Below are 17,137 nucleotides of genomic sequence, written 5' to 3'. Positions count from 1 at the left end.
GGCTGACTATGCGTTCAGGGGCGTACGGGAGGTCTCCCGTACGCCCCTGAACGCGTGCCGCGGCGGGGCCGGCTCAGCCGGCGTCGTACTTGTCGGCGCGGAACGGGCGGGCGCCCTGGAGTTCGCCGCGCAGGACGTTGGAGCGGTTGGCGATCCGGTCGGTGGCGACGTCGTGCTCGTCCAGGAACTCGATCACGGCGGCGTGGATGATGCCGAGGACCGGGCTGGGCAGGTAGATCGTGTCGTCCGACTTGTAGCGGCTGTTCCAGGTCGGGTCGGCCCACGCCTGGCGCAGGCAGAGCGGTTCGGGGAAGGAGATGCCGCCGCCGAGCCACTTCTGCAGGCCGGGGATCTTGTGGAAGGGCGCCCGGACGGCCTGGCGGACCACCTCGTCGTCGGTGACGACCGGGAGTTGGACGGTGCGGGTCTCCCAGAAGCGGAGGGTCTTGGCGACGTCCTTCTCGGGGGTCTTCGGCTTGGAGGTGAAGTAGCCGTTGATCGGGCCGAGGGTGTGCGGGGTGACGTGGATCTGCAGGTTCTGCGCCAGCACCATCGTGTTGATGACGATGGTGGAGACCAACTGGCCCTTGTGCAGCACGAACTGGACGGCGATCCGGTGCCGGGTGTCGGCGCCGAGGCTCTGCTTGCTGGCCAGCTCCTGGACGGCGAAGTCGCGCATCCGGTCGCCGTCCATGTCGGGGCCGGAGGGGCGGCCGATCTCGTCGGCGCCCTCGCCGGTGTCCAGCACCACCCAGTGGCTGATCTGCGGCTTGGGCAGGCCGCCGTTGGGGACGTCGCTGCTGGTCAGCCGGGAGAGGCGGTCGGCGATCCGGCGGGTCAGGTCGGCGACGTGGAAGGTGCGGAAGTCGGGGTGGCCCTCGGCGGGGCGGAGGTCCTCGCGCAGCGACCACTCGGCCCAGCGGGCGCCGATCCCGAGGATGCCCTTGGGGCCCGCGTAGTGCTGGATGTTGGTGTTCTGCTCGGTGGTCAGCCGGTCCAGGCCGGCCTTCAGGGTGTTGGCCTTCTTGTCCAGGTGGTCCTTGGGCACGGCCTTGGGGACGACGGCGGCGACGGCGCTGCCGCCGACCAGGTCGCCCCAGCGGGCGCGCTGCTGCATCACGCTGGCGACCACGGTGCGCTTGGCGAGGTACCAGCCGAGGGCCGGGCCCAGCATGACCACCCGGAAGTACAGGCCGAGCAGGCCGTCGAACGGCGGGCGGATCAGCAGCAGCAGGGTCAGGCCGAAGGCGAGCAGCAGGGCGGCGGTGCCGACGAAGCCGTCCCGGGCGGCGGACTTCTTGCTGCCGAGCCAGGCGCGGGCCTGGTAGGCGGCCAGCCAGACCAGCGTGCCGGGGAGGAAGAGCACGCCGAACAGCAGGGTGAGGCCGGCCAGTCGGCGGTCCCGGGCCTCGCGCAGGTCCTGGGCGGCGAGGCAGTGCTCGACGACCATCCGGATGTCGGTGCCGTGCGAGGGGACGAGCGGCTTGCGGCCGCCGCCGAGGGTGCGGTCGATCAGCGCGCGGCTGAACGCCTCGCCGGCGCTGGGGCGGAAGAGCGCGAACCGGCCCTTCTTGATCCCGATCCCGGCGAGGGCCTCCAGCTCCGTGTACTCGCCGGTGCGGTACGCGGCGGAGGAGAACGCCTGGGTGACCGCGGTCTGGTTGCCGACGTCCGTCCGCGGTACCTGCGCGCCCGGCGTCATGTCGAGCTGAGTCACCTGTGCAGCTCCTTCTCCCCTGATCGATCTGCGGCAGGTTACCGTGCGGCGGCCCGGCTGTGCGGATCATCAGCTGATCCTGGGTCACATCTCGGCCGCGTGCGGTGGTTTCGGGGGGATGTTGCCCCGTGCGGGCGGGTTCGACGCCCCCGGTTTGTCGGCCGGCGCCGCGGGGGTGGAGGATCACCGCCATGACGAGTGCGTACGCACCGGGGCCGGTGCTGGTTTTCGACGGCGATTGCGCGTTCTGCTCCAGCTGCGTGCGGTGGGCGGAGCGGTACCCGCGGCAGAGCCTCTCCTCGGCGGGGTGGGACGCGGTGGCGTACCAGTTCGCCGACCTGGCGGCGCTGGCGGAGTTCACCGGCGGGGAGGTGTCGGCGGAGCGGGCCTCCCGGGAGGTGCTCTGGATCACGCCGGACCGCCGGGTGTACGGCGGGGCGCAGGCGGTGGCGCGGCTGCTGATGCGGTCGGGCGGGCTGTGGGCGTGGGCCGGCGGAGTGCTGGCGCTGGCGCCGGTCCGGCCGGTGGCGGACGTGGTCTACCGCTGGATCGCGAGGAACCGGGACCGGATGCCGGGCGGCACCCCGGCGTGCGCGCTGCCGCGCCGCTCCTGACCGCGGCTACCCGTCCGGGTGCCGGGCGGCGAGGTGCGCGGGCATCGGGGCGTGCCGCAGGTAGCGGCGGGTGAACCGGCCGGTGCCGTGCGAGAGCGAGCGCAGGTCGAGCGGGTAGCGGGCGAGTTCGAGCTCGGGGACCTCGGCGCGGACCAGGCTGAGGCCCTCGCCGCCGACCTCGGTGCCGAGCACGTGGCCGCGGCGGGCGGAGAGGTCGCCGAGGACGGCGCCCTGGTACTCGTCGGGCAGCAGCACCCGTACCTCGTCGACGGGTTCGAGGACCTCGACCGAGCCGTGCTCGGCGGCCTCCTTGAGGGCGAGCGCGGCGGCGGTCTGGAAGGCGGCGTCGGAGGAGTCGACCGCGTGCGCCCGGCCGTCGGTGAGGGTGACCCGGACGTCGGTCATCGGGTGGCCGCGCAGGCCCCGGGCGAGCTGGGCGCGGACGCCCTTCTCGACCGAGGGGACGAAGTGCCGGGGGACGGTGCCGCCGACCACCCGGTCGACGAACTCGAAGCCGCCGCCGGGCAGCGGTTCGACGGTGAGGTCGCAGATCGCGTACTGGCCGTGGCCGCCGGACTGCTTGACGTGCCGGCCGTGGCCCTCGGCGGGGGCGGCGAAGGTCTCGCGCAGCGCGACCTGGTAGTCGACGGTGTCGACCCGGACGCCGTGCCGGGCGGTGAGCCGGTCCAGGGTGACGGCGAGGTGGGCCTCGCCGGTGCACCACAGGACGAGCTGGCCGGTGTCCGGGTTCTGTTCGACGCGCAGCGCCGGGTCCTGGGCGGAGAGCCGGCCGAGGGCCTGGGAGAGCTTGTCGTCGTCGGCCTCGGAGCGGGCCCGGACGGCGGTCGGGAGCAGCGCCTCCGGCAGCGGCCAGGGCGGCAGGGCGGCGGCGTCGGGGGCGTCGGCGCCGGTGAGGGTGTCGCCGGTGCGGGCGCTGGTGAGCTTGGTGACGGTGGCGAGGTCGCCGGCGACGGCGTGCGGGACGGGGCGCAGCTGGTGGCCGAGCGGGCTGTGCGGGGCGGTGAGGTGCTCCTCGGTGCCGTCGGGGAGGCGGGCGGCGGTGTCGGGGCGCAGGGTGCCGGCGAAGACCTTGAGCAGGCTGAGGCGGCCGAGGTAGGGGTCCTCGCCGGTGTGCACGACCTGGGCGGTGAGCGGGGCGTCCGGGTCGGCGGGGGGCAGGTCGTCGGTGCGGTCGGCGGGGGAGGGGAAGGCGTCGGCGAGCAGGTCGAGCAGGGCGTCGCAGCCGGTCCGGTCGGGGGCGGTGGGGGCGGTGGCGAGGACGGGGTGCAGGGTGCCGGCCAGCACCTCGCGGCGCAGCCCGGCGGTGAGGGCGGGGAGGTCGAGCGGTTCGCCGTCGAGGTAGCGGGCGAGCAGGGTGTCGTCCTCGCCGGCCAGCGCCTCGACCAGCCGGGCGCGTTCGGCGGCCGGGTCGGGGGTGTCGCCGGGGGCGCCGTACGTCCGGCCGGTGAGCAGGTCGGTGAGGCCGTGCAGCCGGCCGTCGCGCAGGTCGACGTGGTGCAGCGGGCGGACGGTGTCGGGGGTGCCGAGGGTGTCCTGGAGCATCCGCAGGACGTCGTCGAGGCGGACCCGGGCGGTGTTCAGGTGGGTGAGGACGACCGCGCGGGGGAGCCGGGTCCGCTCGCAGCGGCGCCAGAGCTCCAGGACCGGGCGGGGCAGCTCGGGGTCGGCGGCGGAGTGCACGAACAGGGCGGCCTCGGCGGCCCGCAGGGCGGCCTGGAGCTCGCCGGCGAAGTCGGCGTAGCCGGGGGCGTCCAGCAGGTTGACCTTGTGGCCGCGCCAGGGCAGCGGGAGGAGCGCGAGCTGGACGGAGCGCTGCTGCCGGTGCTCGATCTCCTCCCAGTCGGCGGTGGTGGTGCCGTCGGGGACGGTTCCGGCCCTGGTCAGGACGCCGGCGGTGTGGGCGAGGGCTTCGGCGAGGGTGGTCTTCCCGGTGCCGCCGGCGCCGACCAGGGCCACGTTGCGCAGCAGGTCGGGCCGGTCGGCGCTCGGTGCGGGGGTGCGGGCCGTCCGGTCCGGCATGGCTGGCCTCCTGCCGCTCGATCAGCGTGGATACCATTGTCCGGCCGGGCGGGTGCATCCGCGCGGTCGCCCGGCGGGCTCAGGTCCTGTCCGGTCGAGCTTGTCGGACCGGCGCGCGGCGCCGTGCGCCCGGCGGGGCCGACCGGAGGGGACCCGGTGGCCCGCGGGTGCCATTCCGAGGAGCGGAGCGGACCGGAAGGCCATGCTCAACAAGTACGCGCGTGCCTTCTTCACACGTGTCCTCACCCCGTTCGCCGCGCTGCTGCTGCGCTGGGGCGTCAGTCCGGACGCGGTCACCCTGATCGGCACGGCCGGTTCGGTGGCCGGCGCGCTGGTGTTCTTCCCGCGCGGGGAGTTCTTCTGGGGCGTGATCACCGTCACGCTGTTCATCTTCTCCGACCTGGTGGACGGGAACATGGCCCGCCAGGCGGGCCGCTCCAGCAAGTGGGGCGCGTTCCTGGACTCGACGCTGGACCGGGTCGCCGACGCGGCGATCTTCGGCGGCCTGGCGATGTGGTACGCCGGGGGCGGGAACGACGACCTGCTGTGCGCGGTGGCGGTCTTCTGCCTGGCCAGCGGCCAGGTGGTGTCGTACACCAAGGCGCGCGGCGAGGCGCTGGGCTTCCCGGTGAACGTGTCGGGGCTGGTGGAGCGGGCGGAGCGGCTGGTGATCAGCCTGACCGCGGCGGGTGTCGCGGGCCTGCACACCTTCGGGGTGCCGTACGTGGAGTGGCTGCTGCCGGTCGCCCTGTGGGTGGTCGCGGCGGGCAGCCTGGTGACGGTGGCGCAGCGGATGCTGACCGTGCGCCGGGAGTCGGCGGAGCTGGAGGCGGCGGCCGCCGCCGAGGGGGTCAAGTGAGGGAACGGTTGGTCGACGCCGCGTACGCGGCCGGCTGGGCGGGGCTGCGGCACCTGCCCGAGCCGGTCGCGCGCGGCCTGTTCGACGCCATCGCCGACGTGGCGTGGCGGCGGCGGGGCAAGGGGGTGCGGCAGCTGGAGGCCAACCTGTCGCGGGTCCACCCGGACGCGGACGGGATCCGGCTGCGCGAGCTGTCCCGGGCCGGGATGCGCTCGTACCTGCGGTACTGGCGGGAGTCGTTCCGGCTGCCGGCCTGGAGCCGGGAGCGGATCGCCGGGGCCGTGACGGTGAAGAACCTGGAGCAGTTGGACGAGGCGATGGCGGCCGGGCGGGGCGCGGTGCTGGCGCTGCCGCACATGGCGAACTGGGACCTGGCGGGCGCGTGGATCGCGTCCGCCGGCGGGCGCCCGTTCACCACGGTCGCCGAGCGGTTGAAGCCGGAGTCGCTGTTCGACCGGTTCGTGGCGTACCGGGAGGGCCTGGGGATGGAGGTGCTGGCGCTGACCGGCTCCCAGGTCTCGGTGGTCGGGACGCTGGCCCGGCGGCTGCGCGAGGGCCGGCTGGTCTGCCTGGTCGGCGACCGGGACCTCTCGGAGGCCGGGATCGAGGTCGACTTCTTCGGCGAGCCGACCCGGATGCCGGCCGGCCCGGCGGCGCTGGCCCAGCGGACCGGGGCGGCGCTGTTCCCGGTGTCGCTCTGGTACGACGGGCCGGTGCTGCGGGCCGAGATCCACCCGGAGGTGCGGCCGTCCGGCGAGGGCACCCGGCAGGAGCAGACCGCCGCGATGACCCAGGCGCTGGCGGACGTGTGGGCGGACGAGATCCGCGCGCACTCGGTCGACTGGCACATGCTGCAGAAGCTGTGGCTGGCCGACCTGACCCCGAGGCGGGCCGCGGCATGAGGATCGGCGTGGTGTGCCCGTACGACTGGGACGTGCCGGGCGGGGTGCAGTTCCACATCCGCGACCTGGCGGAGCACCTGATCCGGCTCGGGCACGAGGTGTCGGTGCTGGCCCCGGCGGAGGACGAGGAGGCGCTGCCGCCGTACGTGGTCTCGGCCGGGCGGGCGGTGGCGGTGCCGTACAACGGGTCGGTGGCGCGGCTGAGCTTCGGGATCCTGTCGGCGGCCCGGGTGCGGCGCTGGCTGCGCGAGGGCCGGTTCGACGTGCTGCACGTGCACGAGCCGAACTCGCCGTCGCTGTCGATGCTGGCCGCGTGGGCGGCGACCGGGCCGATGGTGGGGACGTTCCACACCTCGAACCCGCGCTCGCGGGCGATGATCGCGGCCTCGCCGATCCTGCAGCCCGGCCTGGAGAAGATGTCGGGCCGGATCGCGGTGTCGGAGTACGCCCGGCGCACCCTGGTGGAGCACCTGGGCGGCGACGCGGTGGTCATCCCGAACGGCGTGGACGTGCGGTTCTTCGCGGACGCCGAGCCGAACCCCGCGTGGCAGGGCGGCGCGGCCGAGGGCGGGCCGGGCACCATCGGCTTCATCGGCCGGATCAACGAGCCGCGCAAGGGCCTGCCGACGCTGCTGGCCGCGCTGCCGCGGATCCTGGCCGAGCGGCCGGGCGTGCGGCTGCTGGTGGCCGGCAAGGGCGACGAGGCGGAGGCGGTCGCGGGCCTGCCCGCCGAGGCGCGGGCCCGGGTCGAGTTCCTCGGCATGGTCTCGGACCGGGACAAGGCCCGGCTGCTGCGCTCGGTCGACCTGTACGTGGCGCCGAACACCGGCGGCGAGTCCTTCGGCATCATCCTGGTCGAGGCGATGTCGGCCGGCGCCCCGGTGCTGGCCAGCGACCTGGACGCGTTCCGCCAAGTACTGGACGGGGGCGCGGCCGGCGAGCTGTTCCCGGTCGAGGACGCGGACGCGCTGGCCGCCTCCGCGGTCAAGCTGCTCGGCAGCCCCGAGCGGCTGGCGGCGCTGCGCGCGGCGGCCTCCCGGCACGTGCGGCGCTTCGACTGGGAGACGGTCGGCGCCGAGGTGCTGTCGGTGTACGAGACGGTGACCGACGGGCGGCCGCCGGTGGCCGAGGTCGAACCGTCCGACCGCCGTTCGCGTCCGAGTCGTTGAGCCGTCCCCGCAGAATCGCCCCCCGCAGAATCGGAAGAGGTAGCCCCGCATGCCGCTGATCACCGTCGACTACACCGACCGGCTCGCCGGCACCTTCGACCGGCGGGGCTTCGGCCTGGCGCTGAACCGGCTGGCGGTGAAGCTGCTGGACGCCAAGCCGGCCGGCTGCAAGACCCGGTTCCGGCGCACCGAGGAGGCCGTGGTCGGGGCGGACACCGAGACCTTCGCGCTGGTCGCGGTGAAGGTGGAGATCTTCCCGGGCCGGAGCGCGGAGGCCAAGGCGGCGCTGGGCGAGGCCGTGCTGGCGGCGCTGCCCGGCTACCTGGGCGGCGAGGCCGGGCCGGTGCAGGCCACCGTGCAGGTCGAGGAGTTCGACCACCGGGCCTACCGCTCGGCGGTGCTGGGCGGCTGAGCCGGTACCGTAGCGCCCCGTGGCTACCTGGATCTGGGCCGTTGCGGCCGTCGTACTGTTCGCCGTCTACCTGAGCTGGACGGCGGGCAGGCTCGACCGGCTGCACGCTCGGATCGACGCGGCCCGGGCCTCGCTGGACGCCCAACTGCTGCGCCGGGCCTCGGTGGCGGTGGAGCTGGCGACCTCCTCGCTGCTGGACCCGGCGGCGTCGATCCTGCTGCTGGAGGCGGCGCACGGGGCCCGGCAGGCCGAGGCCGAGCAGCGCGAGGTGGCGGAGAGCGCCCTGAGCCTGGCGCTGCGCGCCGTGCTGGACGAGCCGGCGCAGGTCGCCGCGCTGCGGGACGCGCCGGGCGGCGAGGAGGCGGTGCGCGACCTGGTCGAGGCGGTGCGCCGGGTACCGATGGCCAGGCGTTTCCACAACGACGCGGTGCGGGCGGCGCGCGCGGTGCGCGAGCACCGGCTGGTGCGCTACTTCCGGCTCGCCGGCCGGGCGCCGTTCCCGATGGCCTTCGAGATGGACGACGAGCCCCCGGCGGCCCTCACGCCCGAGGGCGCGCCCGCGTAGGCTTGGCACCGTTTCCCGCCCCAGCCGGATCGCTGGACCGATTGTCGTATGGCGGGGGTGGCCCTGGACCATGTGGCGTATGGGTCGAGGAGCCCCCGGGCCTACGATAGATCGATAGCACCGGTTCATTTCTGAGTGAGGTCTTCACGTGTCCACCACCCCCACTTCCGCCGAGCAGCCCCAGGTCGGCACCGCCCGGGTCAAGCGCGGCATGGCCGAGCAGCTCAAGGGCGGCGTGATCATGGACGTGGTCAACGCCGAGCAGGCGAAGATCGCCGAGGACGCCGGTGCGGTCGCGGTCATGGCGCTGGAGCGGGTCCCCGCCGACATCCGCAAGGACGGCGGCGTGGCCCGGATGTCCGACCCGAACATGATCGAGGAGATCATCGCCGCGGTCTCCATCCCGGTGATGGCCAAGTCCCGGATCGGCCACTTCGTCGAGGCCCAGGTCCTGCAGTCGCTCGGCGTCGACTACATCGACGAGTCCGAGGTGCTCACCCCGGCCGACGAGGTCAACCACTCCGACAAGTGGGCGTTCACCACCCCCTTCGTCTGCGGCGCCACCAACCTGGGCGAGGCGCTGCGCCGGATCGCCGAGGGCGCGGCCATGATCCGCTCCAAGGGCGAGGCCGGCACCGGCAACGTGGTCGAGGCCGTCCGCCACCTGCGCCAGATCAAGAACGAGATCGCCAAGCTGCGCGGCTTCGACAACAACGAGCTGTACGCGGCCGCCAAGGAGCTGCGCGCCCCGTACGAGCTGGTCCGCGAGGTCGCCGAGCTCGGCAAGCTCCCGGTCGTGCTGTTCTCGGCCGGCGGCGTGGCCACCCCGGCCGACGCCGCGCTGATGCGCCAGCTCGGCGCCGAGGGCGTCTTCGTCGGCTCCGGCATCTTCAAGTCGGGCGACCCGGCCAAGCGCGCCGCCGCCATCGTGAAGGCCACCACCTTCTTCGACGACCCGAAGATCATCGCGGACGCCTCCCGCAACCTGGGCGAGGCCATGGTCGGCATCAACTGCGACACCCTCCCCGAGGCCGAGCGCTACGCCAACCGCGGCTGGTAGCCACCCCGCGTGAGCGGCCCGCCGTGCGAGGTACCGGCACGGCGGGCCGCTGCGTGGAGTCCGGGCCCCGAAGTTCGAGAACGAAGAGGTAGTAGACCGTGAGCATCCCCACCATCGGCGTGCTGGCCCTGCAGGGCGACGTCCGCGAGCACCTGGTGGCGCTGGCCGCCGCCGACGCGCTGGCCCGGCCGGTGCGCCGCCCCGAGGAGCTGGCCGAGGTGGACGCGCTGGTGATGCCGGGCGGCGAGTCCACCACGATCTCCAAGCTGGCCGTGCTGTTCGGCCTGATGGACCCGCTGCGCGCGCGGGTCGCGGCCGGCATGCCGGTGTACGGCACCTGCGCCGGCATGATCATGCTGGCGGACAAGATCCTGGACGGCCGGGACGACCAGGAGACCGTCGGCGGCATCGACATGACCGTCCGCCGCAACGCCTTCGGCCGGCAGAACGAGTCCTTCGAGACCGCCATCCCGTTCGCGGGCCTGCCCGGCGACCCGGTCACCGGCGTGTTCATCCGCGCCCCCTGGGTCGAGGCGGTCGGCGCGGACGTCGAGGTGCTCGCCGAGGTGCCGGCCGCGGACGGCCCGGACGCCCGGATCGTCGCGGTCCGCCAGGGCAACCTGCTGGCCACCTCCTTCCACCCGGAGCTGACCGGCGACCACCGCGTCCACGAGTACTTCGTCCGGATGGTCGAGGCCGCCGGGCGCTGAACGCCCGTGCGGCGCGGTGACCGTGTGCCACCCGGCGGTGCGGCACCGGTAAGATCTCCCCTGTTCATTTCCCATTGGCGACGAAAAGGAGCTGGCGATGTCCGGCCACTCTAAGTGGGCTACCACCAAGCACAAGAAGGCCGCGATCGACGCCAAGCGCGGCAAGCTCTTCGCCAAGATGATCAAGAACATCGAGGTGGCGGCCCGCACCGGCGGCGGCGACCCGGCCGGCAACCCGACGCTCTACGACGCCATCCAGAAGGCGAAGAAGAGCTCCGTCCCGATCGACAACATCAACCGGGCCGTCAAGCGCGGTTCCGGCGCGGAGGCCGGCGGCGCCGACTACTCGACGATCATGTACGAGGGCTACGGCCCGAACGGCGTGGCCGTCCTGATCGAGTGCCTCACCGACAACCGCAACCGCGCCGCCTCCGACGTGCGCGTCGCGATGACCCGCAACGGCGGCAACATGGCCGACCCGGGCTCGGTCTCCTACCTGTTCAACCGCAAGGGCGTCGTGATCGTCCCCAAGGCGGACGGCGTGGACGAGGACAAGATCCTGGACGTCGTGCTGGACGCCGGCGCCGAGGAGGTCAACGACCTGGGCGAGGCCTTCGAGGTGATGTCCGAGGCCACCGACATGGTCGCGGTCCGCACCGCGCTGGTCGACGCCGGCATCGACTACGACTCGGCCGACGCCAACTTCGTCCCCAGCATGCAGGTCGAGCTGGACGCCGACGGCGCCCGCAAGATCTTCAAGCTGATCGACGCGCTGGAGGACAGCGACGACGTGCAGAACGTCTTCGCCAACTTCGACGTCTCCGACGAGATCATGGCCGAGCTGGACGCCTGATCCCGGCGATCCCGCGCCCTTCCCCGCCCGGCGGCCCGCTGACGGCCGCCGGGCGGAGGCGTGTCCGGGGCCGTGTCCGGAGCCGGTTGTCGGCGGCCGGGGGTAACCTGCGCAGATCGGAGAGAGGCGGCGCCGTGCGCGTGCTGGGTGTGGACCCTGGGCTGACCAGGTGCGGCGTCGGGGTGGTCGAGGGACTGCCCGGGCGGCGGCTCGACATGCTCGGCGTCGGCGTGGTGCGCACCCCGTCGGACGACGAGATCGGCCCGCGGCTGCTCGCCATCGAGCAGGGCCTGGAGTCCTGGCTCGACCGGTACCAGCCCGAACTCGTCGCCGTGGAGCGGGTGTTCGCCCAGCACAACGTCCGCACCGTGATGGGCACCGCGCAGGCCTCGGCGGTCGCCGTGCTCTGCGCGACCCGCCGCGGCATCCCCGTCACGCTGCACACCCCCAGCGAGGTCAAGGCCGCCGTCACCGGCTCGGGCCGGGCCGACAAGGCCCAGGTCACCGCCATGGTCACCCGGATCCTGCGGCTCGACGCCCCGCCCAAGCCGGCCGACGCGGCGGACGCCCTCGCGCTGGCGATCTGCCACATCTGGCGCGGCGGCACGACGAACCGGCTGACCGCGGCCATCAAGGCGCACGCCGCGGGCGGCGGCTCCTGGCACGGCGCCCGGCCGGACGGGCCCGACGGGCCCGGTCGGGCGGCGGCCGCCCCCCGGGCGGCCCGCGGCGGCGCGCCGGGCCGCCCGCGCAGTTCCCCGCGCCCCTGACGGTCGGGCGCGGGCAGACGGCAAGCACTGGAACCATCGAGAGGAACGACTTCACCGTGATCGCCTTCGTGCAGGGCCCGGTCGCCGTGGTGGGGGCCGGGGTGGCCGTGGTGGAGGTCGGCGGGGTGGGCATGGCGGTGCAGTGCACGCCGGCCACGCTGGCCACGCTGCGGGTGGGGGAGACCGCCCGGCTGGCGACCTCGCTGGTGGTCCGGGAGGACTCGCTGACGCTGTTCGGCTTCGTCGACGACGACGAGCGGGCCACCTTCGAGGTGCTGCAGGCGGCGCCCGGGGTCGGCCCGAAGCTCGCCCAGGCGATCCTCGGCACGCACTCGCCGGAGGCGCTCCGGGTGGCGATCGCCGGCGGCGACGAGAAGGCGCTGATCGCGGTGCCCGGCATCGGCAAGGCGAAGGCCGCCAAGCTGCTGCTGGAGTACAAGGACAAGCTCGGCGCCCCGCACGGCAGCGTCCCCGCGCAGAAGCCGGTGGCGGCCGGCCCGGCCCCCTGGCACGAGCAGCTGCACGCGGCCCTGGTGGGCCTCGGCTACGCTCCGCGGGAGGCGGAGGAGGCGGTCGCCCGGGTCACCCCGGAGGCCGAGGCGCAGTCCGTGCCGGACGTCGGCGCCCTGCTGCGACTGGCCCTGCGCGGGCTGAACCGGGCCCGCTGACCGGCGCCGGAGCAATGTGACGACACGTCACCAAGTCGACATGGAGAGCGGTTTACCGATGAGCCCGTACGAGTCCGACCCCGCTGACCGCCTGCTGACGGCGTCCGCCGACGGCGAGGACCAGGCGGTCGAGGCGGCGCTGCGCCCCAAGCTGCTGGACGAGTTCATCGGCCAGGAGCGGGTGCGCGAGCAGCTCTCGCTGGTCCTCCAGGCGGCCCGCAAGCGCGGCGCCGCGCCGGACCACGTGCTGCTCAGCGGCCCGCCCGGGCTCGGCAAGACCACCCTGTCGATGATCATCGCGGCCGAGCTGAACGCCCCGATCCGGATCACCTCCGGGCCGGCCATCCAGCACGCGGGCGACCTGGCGGCGATCCTCTCCTCGCTGACCGAGGGCGAGGTGCTGTTCCTCGACGAGATCCACCGGATGTCCCGGCCCGCCGAGGAGATGCTCTACATGGCGATGGAGGACTTCCGGGTCGACGTGATCGTCGGCAAGGGCCCCGGCGCCACCGCCATCCCGCTGGAGCTGCCGCCGTTCACGCTGGTCGGCGCGACCACCCGGGCCGGCCTGCTGCCGCCGCCGCTGCGCGACCGGTTCGGCTTCACCGGCCACATGGAGTTCTACGCCCCGGCCGAGCTGGAGCGGGTGGTGCACCGCTCGGCCGGCCTGCTGGACGTCGAGATCGACCCGGCCGGCGCGGCCGAGATCGCCGGCCGCTCGCGCGGCACGCCCCGGATCGCCAACCGGCTGCTGCGCCGGGTCCGGGACTTCGCCCAGGTCCGGCACGACGGCCTGGTCAGCCGGGAGATCGCGGCCCGGGCGCTGGAGGTCTACGAGGTCGACGCGCGCGGCCTGGACCGGCTGGACCGGGCGGTGCTGGAGGCGCTGCTCAAGCTGTTCGGCGGCGGCCCGGTGGGCCTCTCGACCCTGGCGGTGGCGGTCGGCGAGGAGGCCGAGACGGTCGAGGAGGTCGCCGAGCCCTTCCTGGTCCGGGAGGGCCTGCTGGCCCGCACCCCGCGCGGCCGGATCGCCACCGCGGCGGCCTGGCAGCACCTGGGGCTGACCCCGCCGCAGGCACCGGCGGCGGCGAGGGCGGCGCGGGGCGTCCGGCAGAACGGGCTATGGGCCGACGGGCAGGCATAACTCCGTCGCCTTATCGGGGGTTTATGTGCATGCCAAGGCTCGCCACTTTCGGCGGCACACTGGCATGCTTGGCGTTGTCCGTTCAGTGCGGGTCGCCTAGACTCCGCCGGACCGCCCCAGTCACCCGACGGGCCGACGTACACGCACTGGCCGCCGCACCGGCGGCCGACAAAGGACCCTGGCTGTGCAATACATCATCTTCCTCCTTCCGCTCCTCGCCATCTTCATGATGATGCGCTCGCAGAAGAAGCGTCAGGCCCAGGCGCAGAGCATGCAGAGCACGCTCCAGCCGGGGGCCGGGGTCCGCACCATCGGTGGCATGTACGCCCTGGTCAAGGCGGTCAACGACGAGACCGTCGAGCTGGAGGTCGCTCCCGGTGTGGTGGCGCACTACACCAAGGGCGCGATCGCGGCCGTCCTGGAGCCGCTGGAGTACGACGCGATCATCAACGGCCGTCCCGCCGAGGATGCGTCGGACGAGGCCGCCGAGGCCGTCGAGGCGGACGCCGAGGAGAAGCCGCTGAGCCTGTCCAAGGACGAGGCGAAGGCCGACGCCGAGGCTCCCGAGAGCAAGTAGTACGGTCGGGGGCGACCCTCGACCAGCGGCATCCGCCGCAAGCCCAACAGGACCTCTTGGGCCGTCGTGCGTCCGTCGTCCTCCGCTCCCGCCGCGCGGGGGAGGAGGCCGGCCGCCGGGCGGCATGGACAGGGAGAAACGAGCAAGGTGGCAACACCCAAGTCGCGGTCGCGCGACGGATACCCGGGACGGGCGCTGGCGCTCATCCTGGTGGTCACCGTCGGCCTTGTGGCCCTCATGTTCGGGACGGGCAACACCAAGCCCCGTCTCGGTATCGACCTCGCCGGTGGTACCAGCGTCACGCTGACCGCGAAGTCGGATGACCCCTCCGCGGTCAACAAGACCAATCTCGACACCGCGGTGAACATCATCCAGAAGCGTGTCAACGGCATGGGCGTCTCCGAGGCGGAGGTCCAGACCCAGGGCAATGCCAACATCATCGTCAACATTCCCGACGGTGGTAACACGCAGCAGTCCATCGACAAGGTCGGTGACACCGCCAAGCTCTACTTCCGCCCGGTGCTGGCCGCCGAGCCGTCCGGCGCGGCCGCCCAGCAGCCGAGCCCGTCCGCCAGCGCCTCCGGCGGCGCCTCGGCCTCGCCGTCGGCCGGCGCCTCCGCCGTGGCCGGCTCGCCGAGCGCCTCCGCGTCGGCCCCCGCCTCGGCCTCGGCCTCGGCGACCAAGGCCGGCCGCGCCCTCTCCGGCGCGCTGCAGGCCGACCCGACGGCGTCCGCCTCCGGCTCGGCCTCGGCCCAGCCGTCCGCCTCCGCCCAGGCTTCGGCGCCCGCCGCCAACCCGAGCGCCGCGCCGACCCCGGACGCCGAGACCCTCGCGCTCCAGCAGAAGTACGCCGCGCTGGACTGCAGCGACAAGGCGCAGCGGCTGAACTACCAGAAGACCAACGACCCGACCGCCCCGGCGATCGCCTGCTCGTACAACGACGAGCAGGGCCTCTGGTACAAGTTCGTGCTCGGCGGCGTCGCGGTCAACGGCCAGGACGTCACCAAGGCGCAGGCCGTGTACGACACCCAGACCGGCAAGGGCTGGATGGTCGACCTGTCGTTCAACGACACCGGCTCCAAGGCCTTCGCGGCCACCACCGGCCAGCTGGCCACCCAGTCCTCCCCGGCCAACCAGTTCGCGATCGTGCTGGACGGCCAGGTCGTCTCGCACCCGTACGTGCAGGAGTCGATCACCGGCGGCAACGCCGTGATCAACGGCACCTTCACCTCGGACGAGGCCAAGTCGCTGGCGAACGTGCTGAGCTACGGCGCGCTCCCGCTGGACTTCGTGAAGAGCGACGTCACCACCGTCTCCCCGCAGCTCGGCTCCGAGCAGCTGAAGGCCGGTCTGATCGCCGGTCTGATCGGCATGGTCCTGGTGGTCGCCTACTCGCTGGTCTACTACCGCGGCCTGGGCCTGATCTCGATCGCCGGCCTGGTCGTCTCGGCGGTCCTGACCTGGTCGATCATGAGCCTGCTCGGCGCGGGCATCGGCTTCGCGCTGAACCTGCCCGCGGTCTGCGGCGCGATCGTCGCGATCGGCATCACCGCGGACTCCTTCATCGTCTACTTCGAGCGGATCCGGGACGAGGTCCGCGAGGGCGCCCAGCTCCGGGCCGCCGTGCAGCGGGCCTGGCCGCGGGCCCGGCGCACCATCCTGGTGTCGGACTTCGTGTCCTTCCTCTGTGCCGCGGTGCTCTACCTGGTCTCGGTCGGCAAGGTGCAGGGCTTCGCCTTCACCCTGGGCCTGACCACCCTGCTCGACGTCGTGGTGATCTTCCTGTTCACCAAGCCGCTGATCACCCTGCTCGCCCGTACCAAGTTCTTCGCCAGCGGCCACCCGTGGTCCGGCCTGGACCCGAAGCGGCTCGGCGCCCGTCCGCCGATCCGCGGCTCCCGCCGCCGTTCCACCACCACCCAGGAGGTCTGACCCATGTCGCTCCGCAACATCGGTCACCGCCTCTACCAGGGCGAGGTCTCCTTCGACTTCGTCGGCAAGCGGAAGATCTGGTACTCGATCTCCGCGGTGATCGTCCTGGTGGCCGGCATCGGCCTGGCCATGGGCCTGCACCTGGGCATCGAGTTCAAGGGCGGCTCGGTCTACACCGTGCACAAGCCCGGCCTGTCGGCCTCGCAGGCGAAGGACACCGCCGACAAGATCATCGGCTCGAACACCGCGCTGGCGCAGACCACGGACAAGGGTGACGTCCGGATCCAGGTCAGCGCCCAGGAGTCGATCCCGGCGACGACCTTCACCAAGGAGTTCTCGCAGGCGATCGGCGTCCAGGAGCAGGACATCAACGCCCAGGTGATCGGCCCCTCCTGGGGCGCCGACATCTCCAAGAAGGCGCTGACCGGCCTGATCGTCTTCATGGTGCTGGTCACCATCTACATGGCGATCGCCTTCGAGTGGCGGATGGCGGTGGCCGCCCTGGTCGCCCTGATCCACGACCTCCTGATCACCATCGGCGTCTACGCCCTGGTCGGCTTCGAGGTCACCCCGGGCACCGTGATCGGCTTCCTGACCATCCTCGGCTACTCGCTCTACGACACGGTCGTCGTCTTCGACACCGTGAAGGAGAACACCCGGGGCCTCACCAAGCAGTCCCGCCGCACCTACAGCGAGGCCGCCAACCACGGCCTCAACCAGACCCTGGTGCGCTCCATCAACACCACGGTCGTCGCCCTGCTCCCGGTCTCGGCGCTGCTCTTCATCGGCGGCGGCTTCCTGGGCGCGGGCACCCTGAACGACATCTCGCTGGCCCTGTTCATCGGCCTCGCGGCCGGTGCCTACTCCTCCATCTGCGTGGCCACCCCGCTGCTCGCGCAGCTCAAGGAGCAGGCGCCGGACATGAAGGCGCTGGCCAAGCGGGTCGCCCAGCGGCGCGCCTCGGAAGCCAAGGCGAAGGCCGAGGCCGAGGCCAGGGGCGAGGAGTTCGACGAGGTCGAGGGCGAGGACGGCGACGGGGAGCAGGTCGCGGCCGGTATGGTCGGACAGCGTAACCAGCCGGTCAGCCGCGCCCGCGGCAAGGGACGGCCGTCCGGCAAGCACTGACCCTCCGCGAAGGAACCCCC

The 17,137-nt window shown here is 73.2% G+C and carries 17 protein-coding genes; 15 read left to right on the top strand and 2 right to left on the bottom strand.

What is annotated here, in order from left to right; all coding sequences use genetic code 11:
- Positions 1-73: 73 nt before the first annotated feature.
- On the bottom strand, positions 74-1,717 hold the full coding sequence (locus tag KSE_RS07065; RefSeq protein ID WP_014134602.1) for a hypothetical protein: 1,644 nt from the start codon (positions 1,715-1,717) through the stop codon (positions 74-76).
- Between the two features lie 191 nt (positions 1,718-1,908).
- Here KSE_RS07065 and KSE_RS07060 point away from each other — a divergent pair, with 191 nt between their 5' ends.
- A complete protein-coding gene (locus tag KSE_RS07060; RefSeq protein WP_014134601.1) occupies positions 1,909-2,331 on the top strand; it encodes a thiol-disulfide oxidoreductase DCC family protein in 423 nt (140 codons plus the stop codon).
- A 6-nt stretch (positions 2,332-2,337) separates the two neighbouring features.
- On the opposite strand, the gene KSE_RS07055 is transcribed toward KSE_RS07060, so the two are convergent.
- A complete protein-coding gene (locus KSE_RS07055) occupies positions 2,338-4,371 on the bottom strand; it encodes an elongation factor G (RefSeq protein ID WP_014134600.1) in 2,034 nt (677 codons plus the stop codon).
- A gap of 202 nt (positions 4,372-4,573) precedes the next feature.
- On the opposite strand from KSE_RS07055, the gene pgsA reads away from it, so the two are divergent.
- The 14 genes from pgsA (at position 4,574) to secF (ending at position 17,117) form a co-directional block, all read left to right on the top strand.
- Positions 4,574-5,230, top strand: a complete 657-nt coding sequence (gene pgsA, locus KSE_RS07050) for a phosphatidylinositol phosphate synthase (protein ID WP_014134599.1) — start codon at positions 4,574-4,576, stop codon at positions 5,228-5,230.
- Complete coding sequence (locus KSE_RS07045; protein ID WP_033258149.1) at positions 5,227-6,132, top strand: phosphatidylinositol mannoside acyltransferase; 906 nt, start codon at positions 5,227-5,229, stop codon at positions 6,130-6,132. Before pgsA ends, KSE_RS07045 begins: the two co-directional genes overlap by 4 nt.
- The gene (locus tag KSE_RS07040; RefSeq protein ID WP_014134597.1) at positions 6,129-7,301 is read left to right on the top strand and encodes a glycosyltransferase family 4 protein; all 1,173 of its coding nucleotides are present in this window, start codon (positions 6,129-6,131) and stop codon (positions 7,299-7,301) included. Before KSE_RS07045 ends, KSE_RS07040 begins: the two co-directional genes overlap by 4 nt.
- Before the next feature lie 49 nt (positions 7,302-7,350).
- The gene (locus KSE_RS07035) at positions 7,351-7,713 is read left to right on the top strand and encodes a 5-carboxymethyl-2-hydroxymuconate Delta-isomerase (RefSeq protein ID WP_014134596.1); all 363 of its coding nucleotides are present in this window, start codon (positions 7,351-7,353) and stop codon (positions 7,711-7,713) included.
- A gap of 19 nt (positions 7,714-7,732) precedes the next feature.
- The gene (locus KSE_RS07030) at positions 7,733-8,278 is read left to right on the top strand and encodes a hypothetical protein (RefSeq protein WP_014134595.1); all 546 of its coding nucleotides are present in this window, start codon (positions 7,733-7,735) and stop codon (positions 8,276-8,278) included.
- Positions 8,279-8,426: 148 nt separating this feature from the next.
- Positions 8,427-9,338 carry a pyridoxal 5'-phosphate synthase lyase subunit PdxS gene (gene pdxS, locus KSE_RS07025; RefSeq protein WP_014134594.1) on the top strand — a complete coding sequence of 304 codons (912 nt, stop codon included), beginning with the start codon at positions 8,427-8,429 and terminating at the stop codon, positions 9,336-9,338.
- Positions 9,339-9,436: 98 nt separating this feature from the next.
- Complete coding sequence (gene pdxT / locus KSE_RS07020) at positions 9,437-10,048, top strand: pyridoxal 5'-phosphate synthase glutaminase subunit PdxT (protein WP_014134593.1); 612 nt, start codon at positions 9,437-9,439, stop codon at positions 10,046-10,048.
- A 97-nt stretch (positions 10,049-10,145) separates the two neighbouring features.
- The gene (locus KSE_RS07015; RefSeq protein WP_014134592.1) at positions 10,146-10,901 is read left to right on the top strand and encodes a YebC/PmpR family DNA-binding transcriptional regulator; all 756 of its coding nucleotides are present in this window, start codon (positions 10,146-10,148) and stop codon (positions 10,899-10,901) included.
- A gap of 134 nt (positions 10,902-11,035) precedes the next feature.
- Positions 11,036-11,671, top strand: coding sequence for a crossover junction endodeoxyribonuclease RuvC (ruvC, locus tag KSE_RS07010; protein ID WP_014134591.1), 636 nt, complete (start codon positions 11,036-11,038; stop codon positions 11,669-11,671).
- Positions 11,672-11,727: 56 nt separating this feature from the next.
- On the top strand, positions 11,728-12,339 hold the full coding sequence (gene ruvA, locus KSE_RS07005; RefSeq protein ID WP_014134590.1) for a Holliday junction branch migration protein RuvA: 612 nt from the start codon (positions 11,728-11,730) through the stop codon (positions 12,337-12,339).
- 58 nt (positions 12,340-12,397) lie between these two features.
- Positions 12,398-13,483 carry a Holliday junction branch migration DNA helicase RuvB gene (ruvB, locus tag KSE_RS07000; protein ID WP_106437611.1) on the top strand — a complete coding sequence of 362 codons (1,086 nt, stop codon included), beginning with the start codon at positions 12,398-12,400 and terminating at the stop codon, positions 13,481-13,483.
- Positions 13,484-13,667: 184 nt separating this feature from the next.
- The gene (gene yajC / locus KSE_RS06995; RefSeq protein ID WP_014134588.1) at positions 13,668-14,060 is read left to right on the top strand and encodes a preprotein translocase subunit YajC; all 393 of its coding nucleotides are present in this window, start codon (positions 13,668-13,670) and stop codon (positions 14,058-14,060) included.
- 147 nt (positions 14,061-14,207) lie between these two features.
- On the top strand, positions 14,208-15,992 hold the full coding sequence (gene secD / locus KSE_RS06990) for a protein translocase subunit SecD (protein WP_014134587.1): 1,785 nt from the start codon (positions 14,208-14,210) through the stop codon (positions 15,990-15,992).
- 3 nt (positions 15,993-15,995) lie between these two features.
- Positions 15,996-17,117, top strand: a complete 1,122-nt coding sequence (secF, locus tag KSE_RS06985) for a protein translocase subunit SecF (protein WP_014134586.1) — start codon at positions 15,996-15,998, stop codon at positions 17,115-17,117.
- The last annotated feature ends 20 nt before the right edge of the window (positions 17,118-17,137 follow it).

Source organism: Kitasatospora setae KM-6054 (assembly GCF_000269985.1).
GTDB classification, from domain to species: Bacteria; Actinomycetota; Actinomycetes; order Streptomycetales; family Streptomycetaceae; genus Kitasatospora; species Kitasatospora setae.
Note: the sequence above shows the minus strand (reverse complement) of the source record. Positions and strands in the feature narration are given on the sequence as shown.

Excerpts from the sequence above, each read along its gene's own strand:
- KSE_RS07060 (WP_014134601.1), top strand. The coding sequence starts at position 1,909 with ATGACGAGTGCGTACGCACCGGGGCCGGTGCTGGTTTTCGACGGCGAT.
- KSE_RS07055 (WP_014134600.1), bottom strand. The coding sequence starts at position 4,371 with ATGCCGGACCGGACGGCCCGCACCCCCGCACCGAGCGCCGACCGGCCC.
- pgsA (WP_014134599.1), top strand. The coding sequence starts at position 4,574 with ATGCTCAACAAGTACGCGCGTGCCTTCTTCACACGTGTCCTCACCCCG.
- KSE_RS07040 (WP_014134597.1), top strand. The coding sequence starts at position 6,129 with ATGAGGATCGGCGTGGTGTGCCCGTACGACTGGGACGTGCCGGGCGGG.
- KSE_RS07035 (WP_014134596.1), top strand. The coding sequence starts at position 7,351 with ATGCCGCTGATCACCGTCGACTACACCGACCGGCTCGCCGGCACCTTC.
- KSE_RS07015 (WP_014134592.1), top strand. The coding sequence starts at position 10,146 with ATGTCCGGCCACTCTAAGTGGGCTACCACCAAGCACAAGAAGGCCGCG.
- ruvB (WP_106437611.1), top strand. The coding sequence starts at position 12,398 with ATGAGCCCGTACGAGTCCGACCCCGCTGACCGCCTGCTGACGGCGTCC.
- secF (WP_014134586.1), top strand. The coding sequence starts at position 15,996 with ATGTCGCTCCGCAACATCGGTCACCGCCTCTACCAGGGCGAGGTCTCC.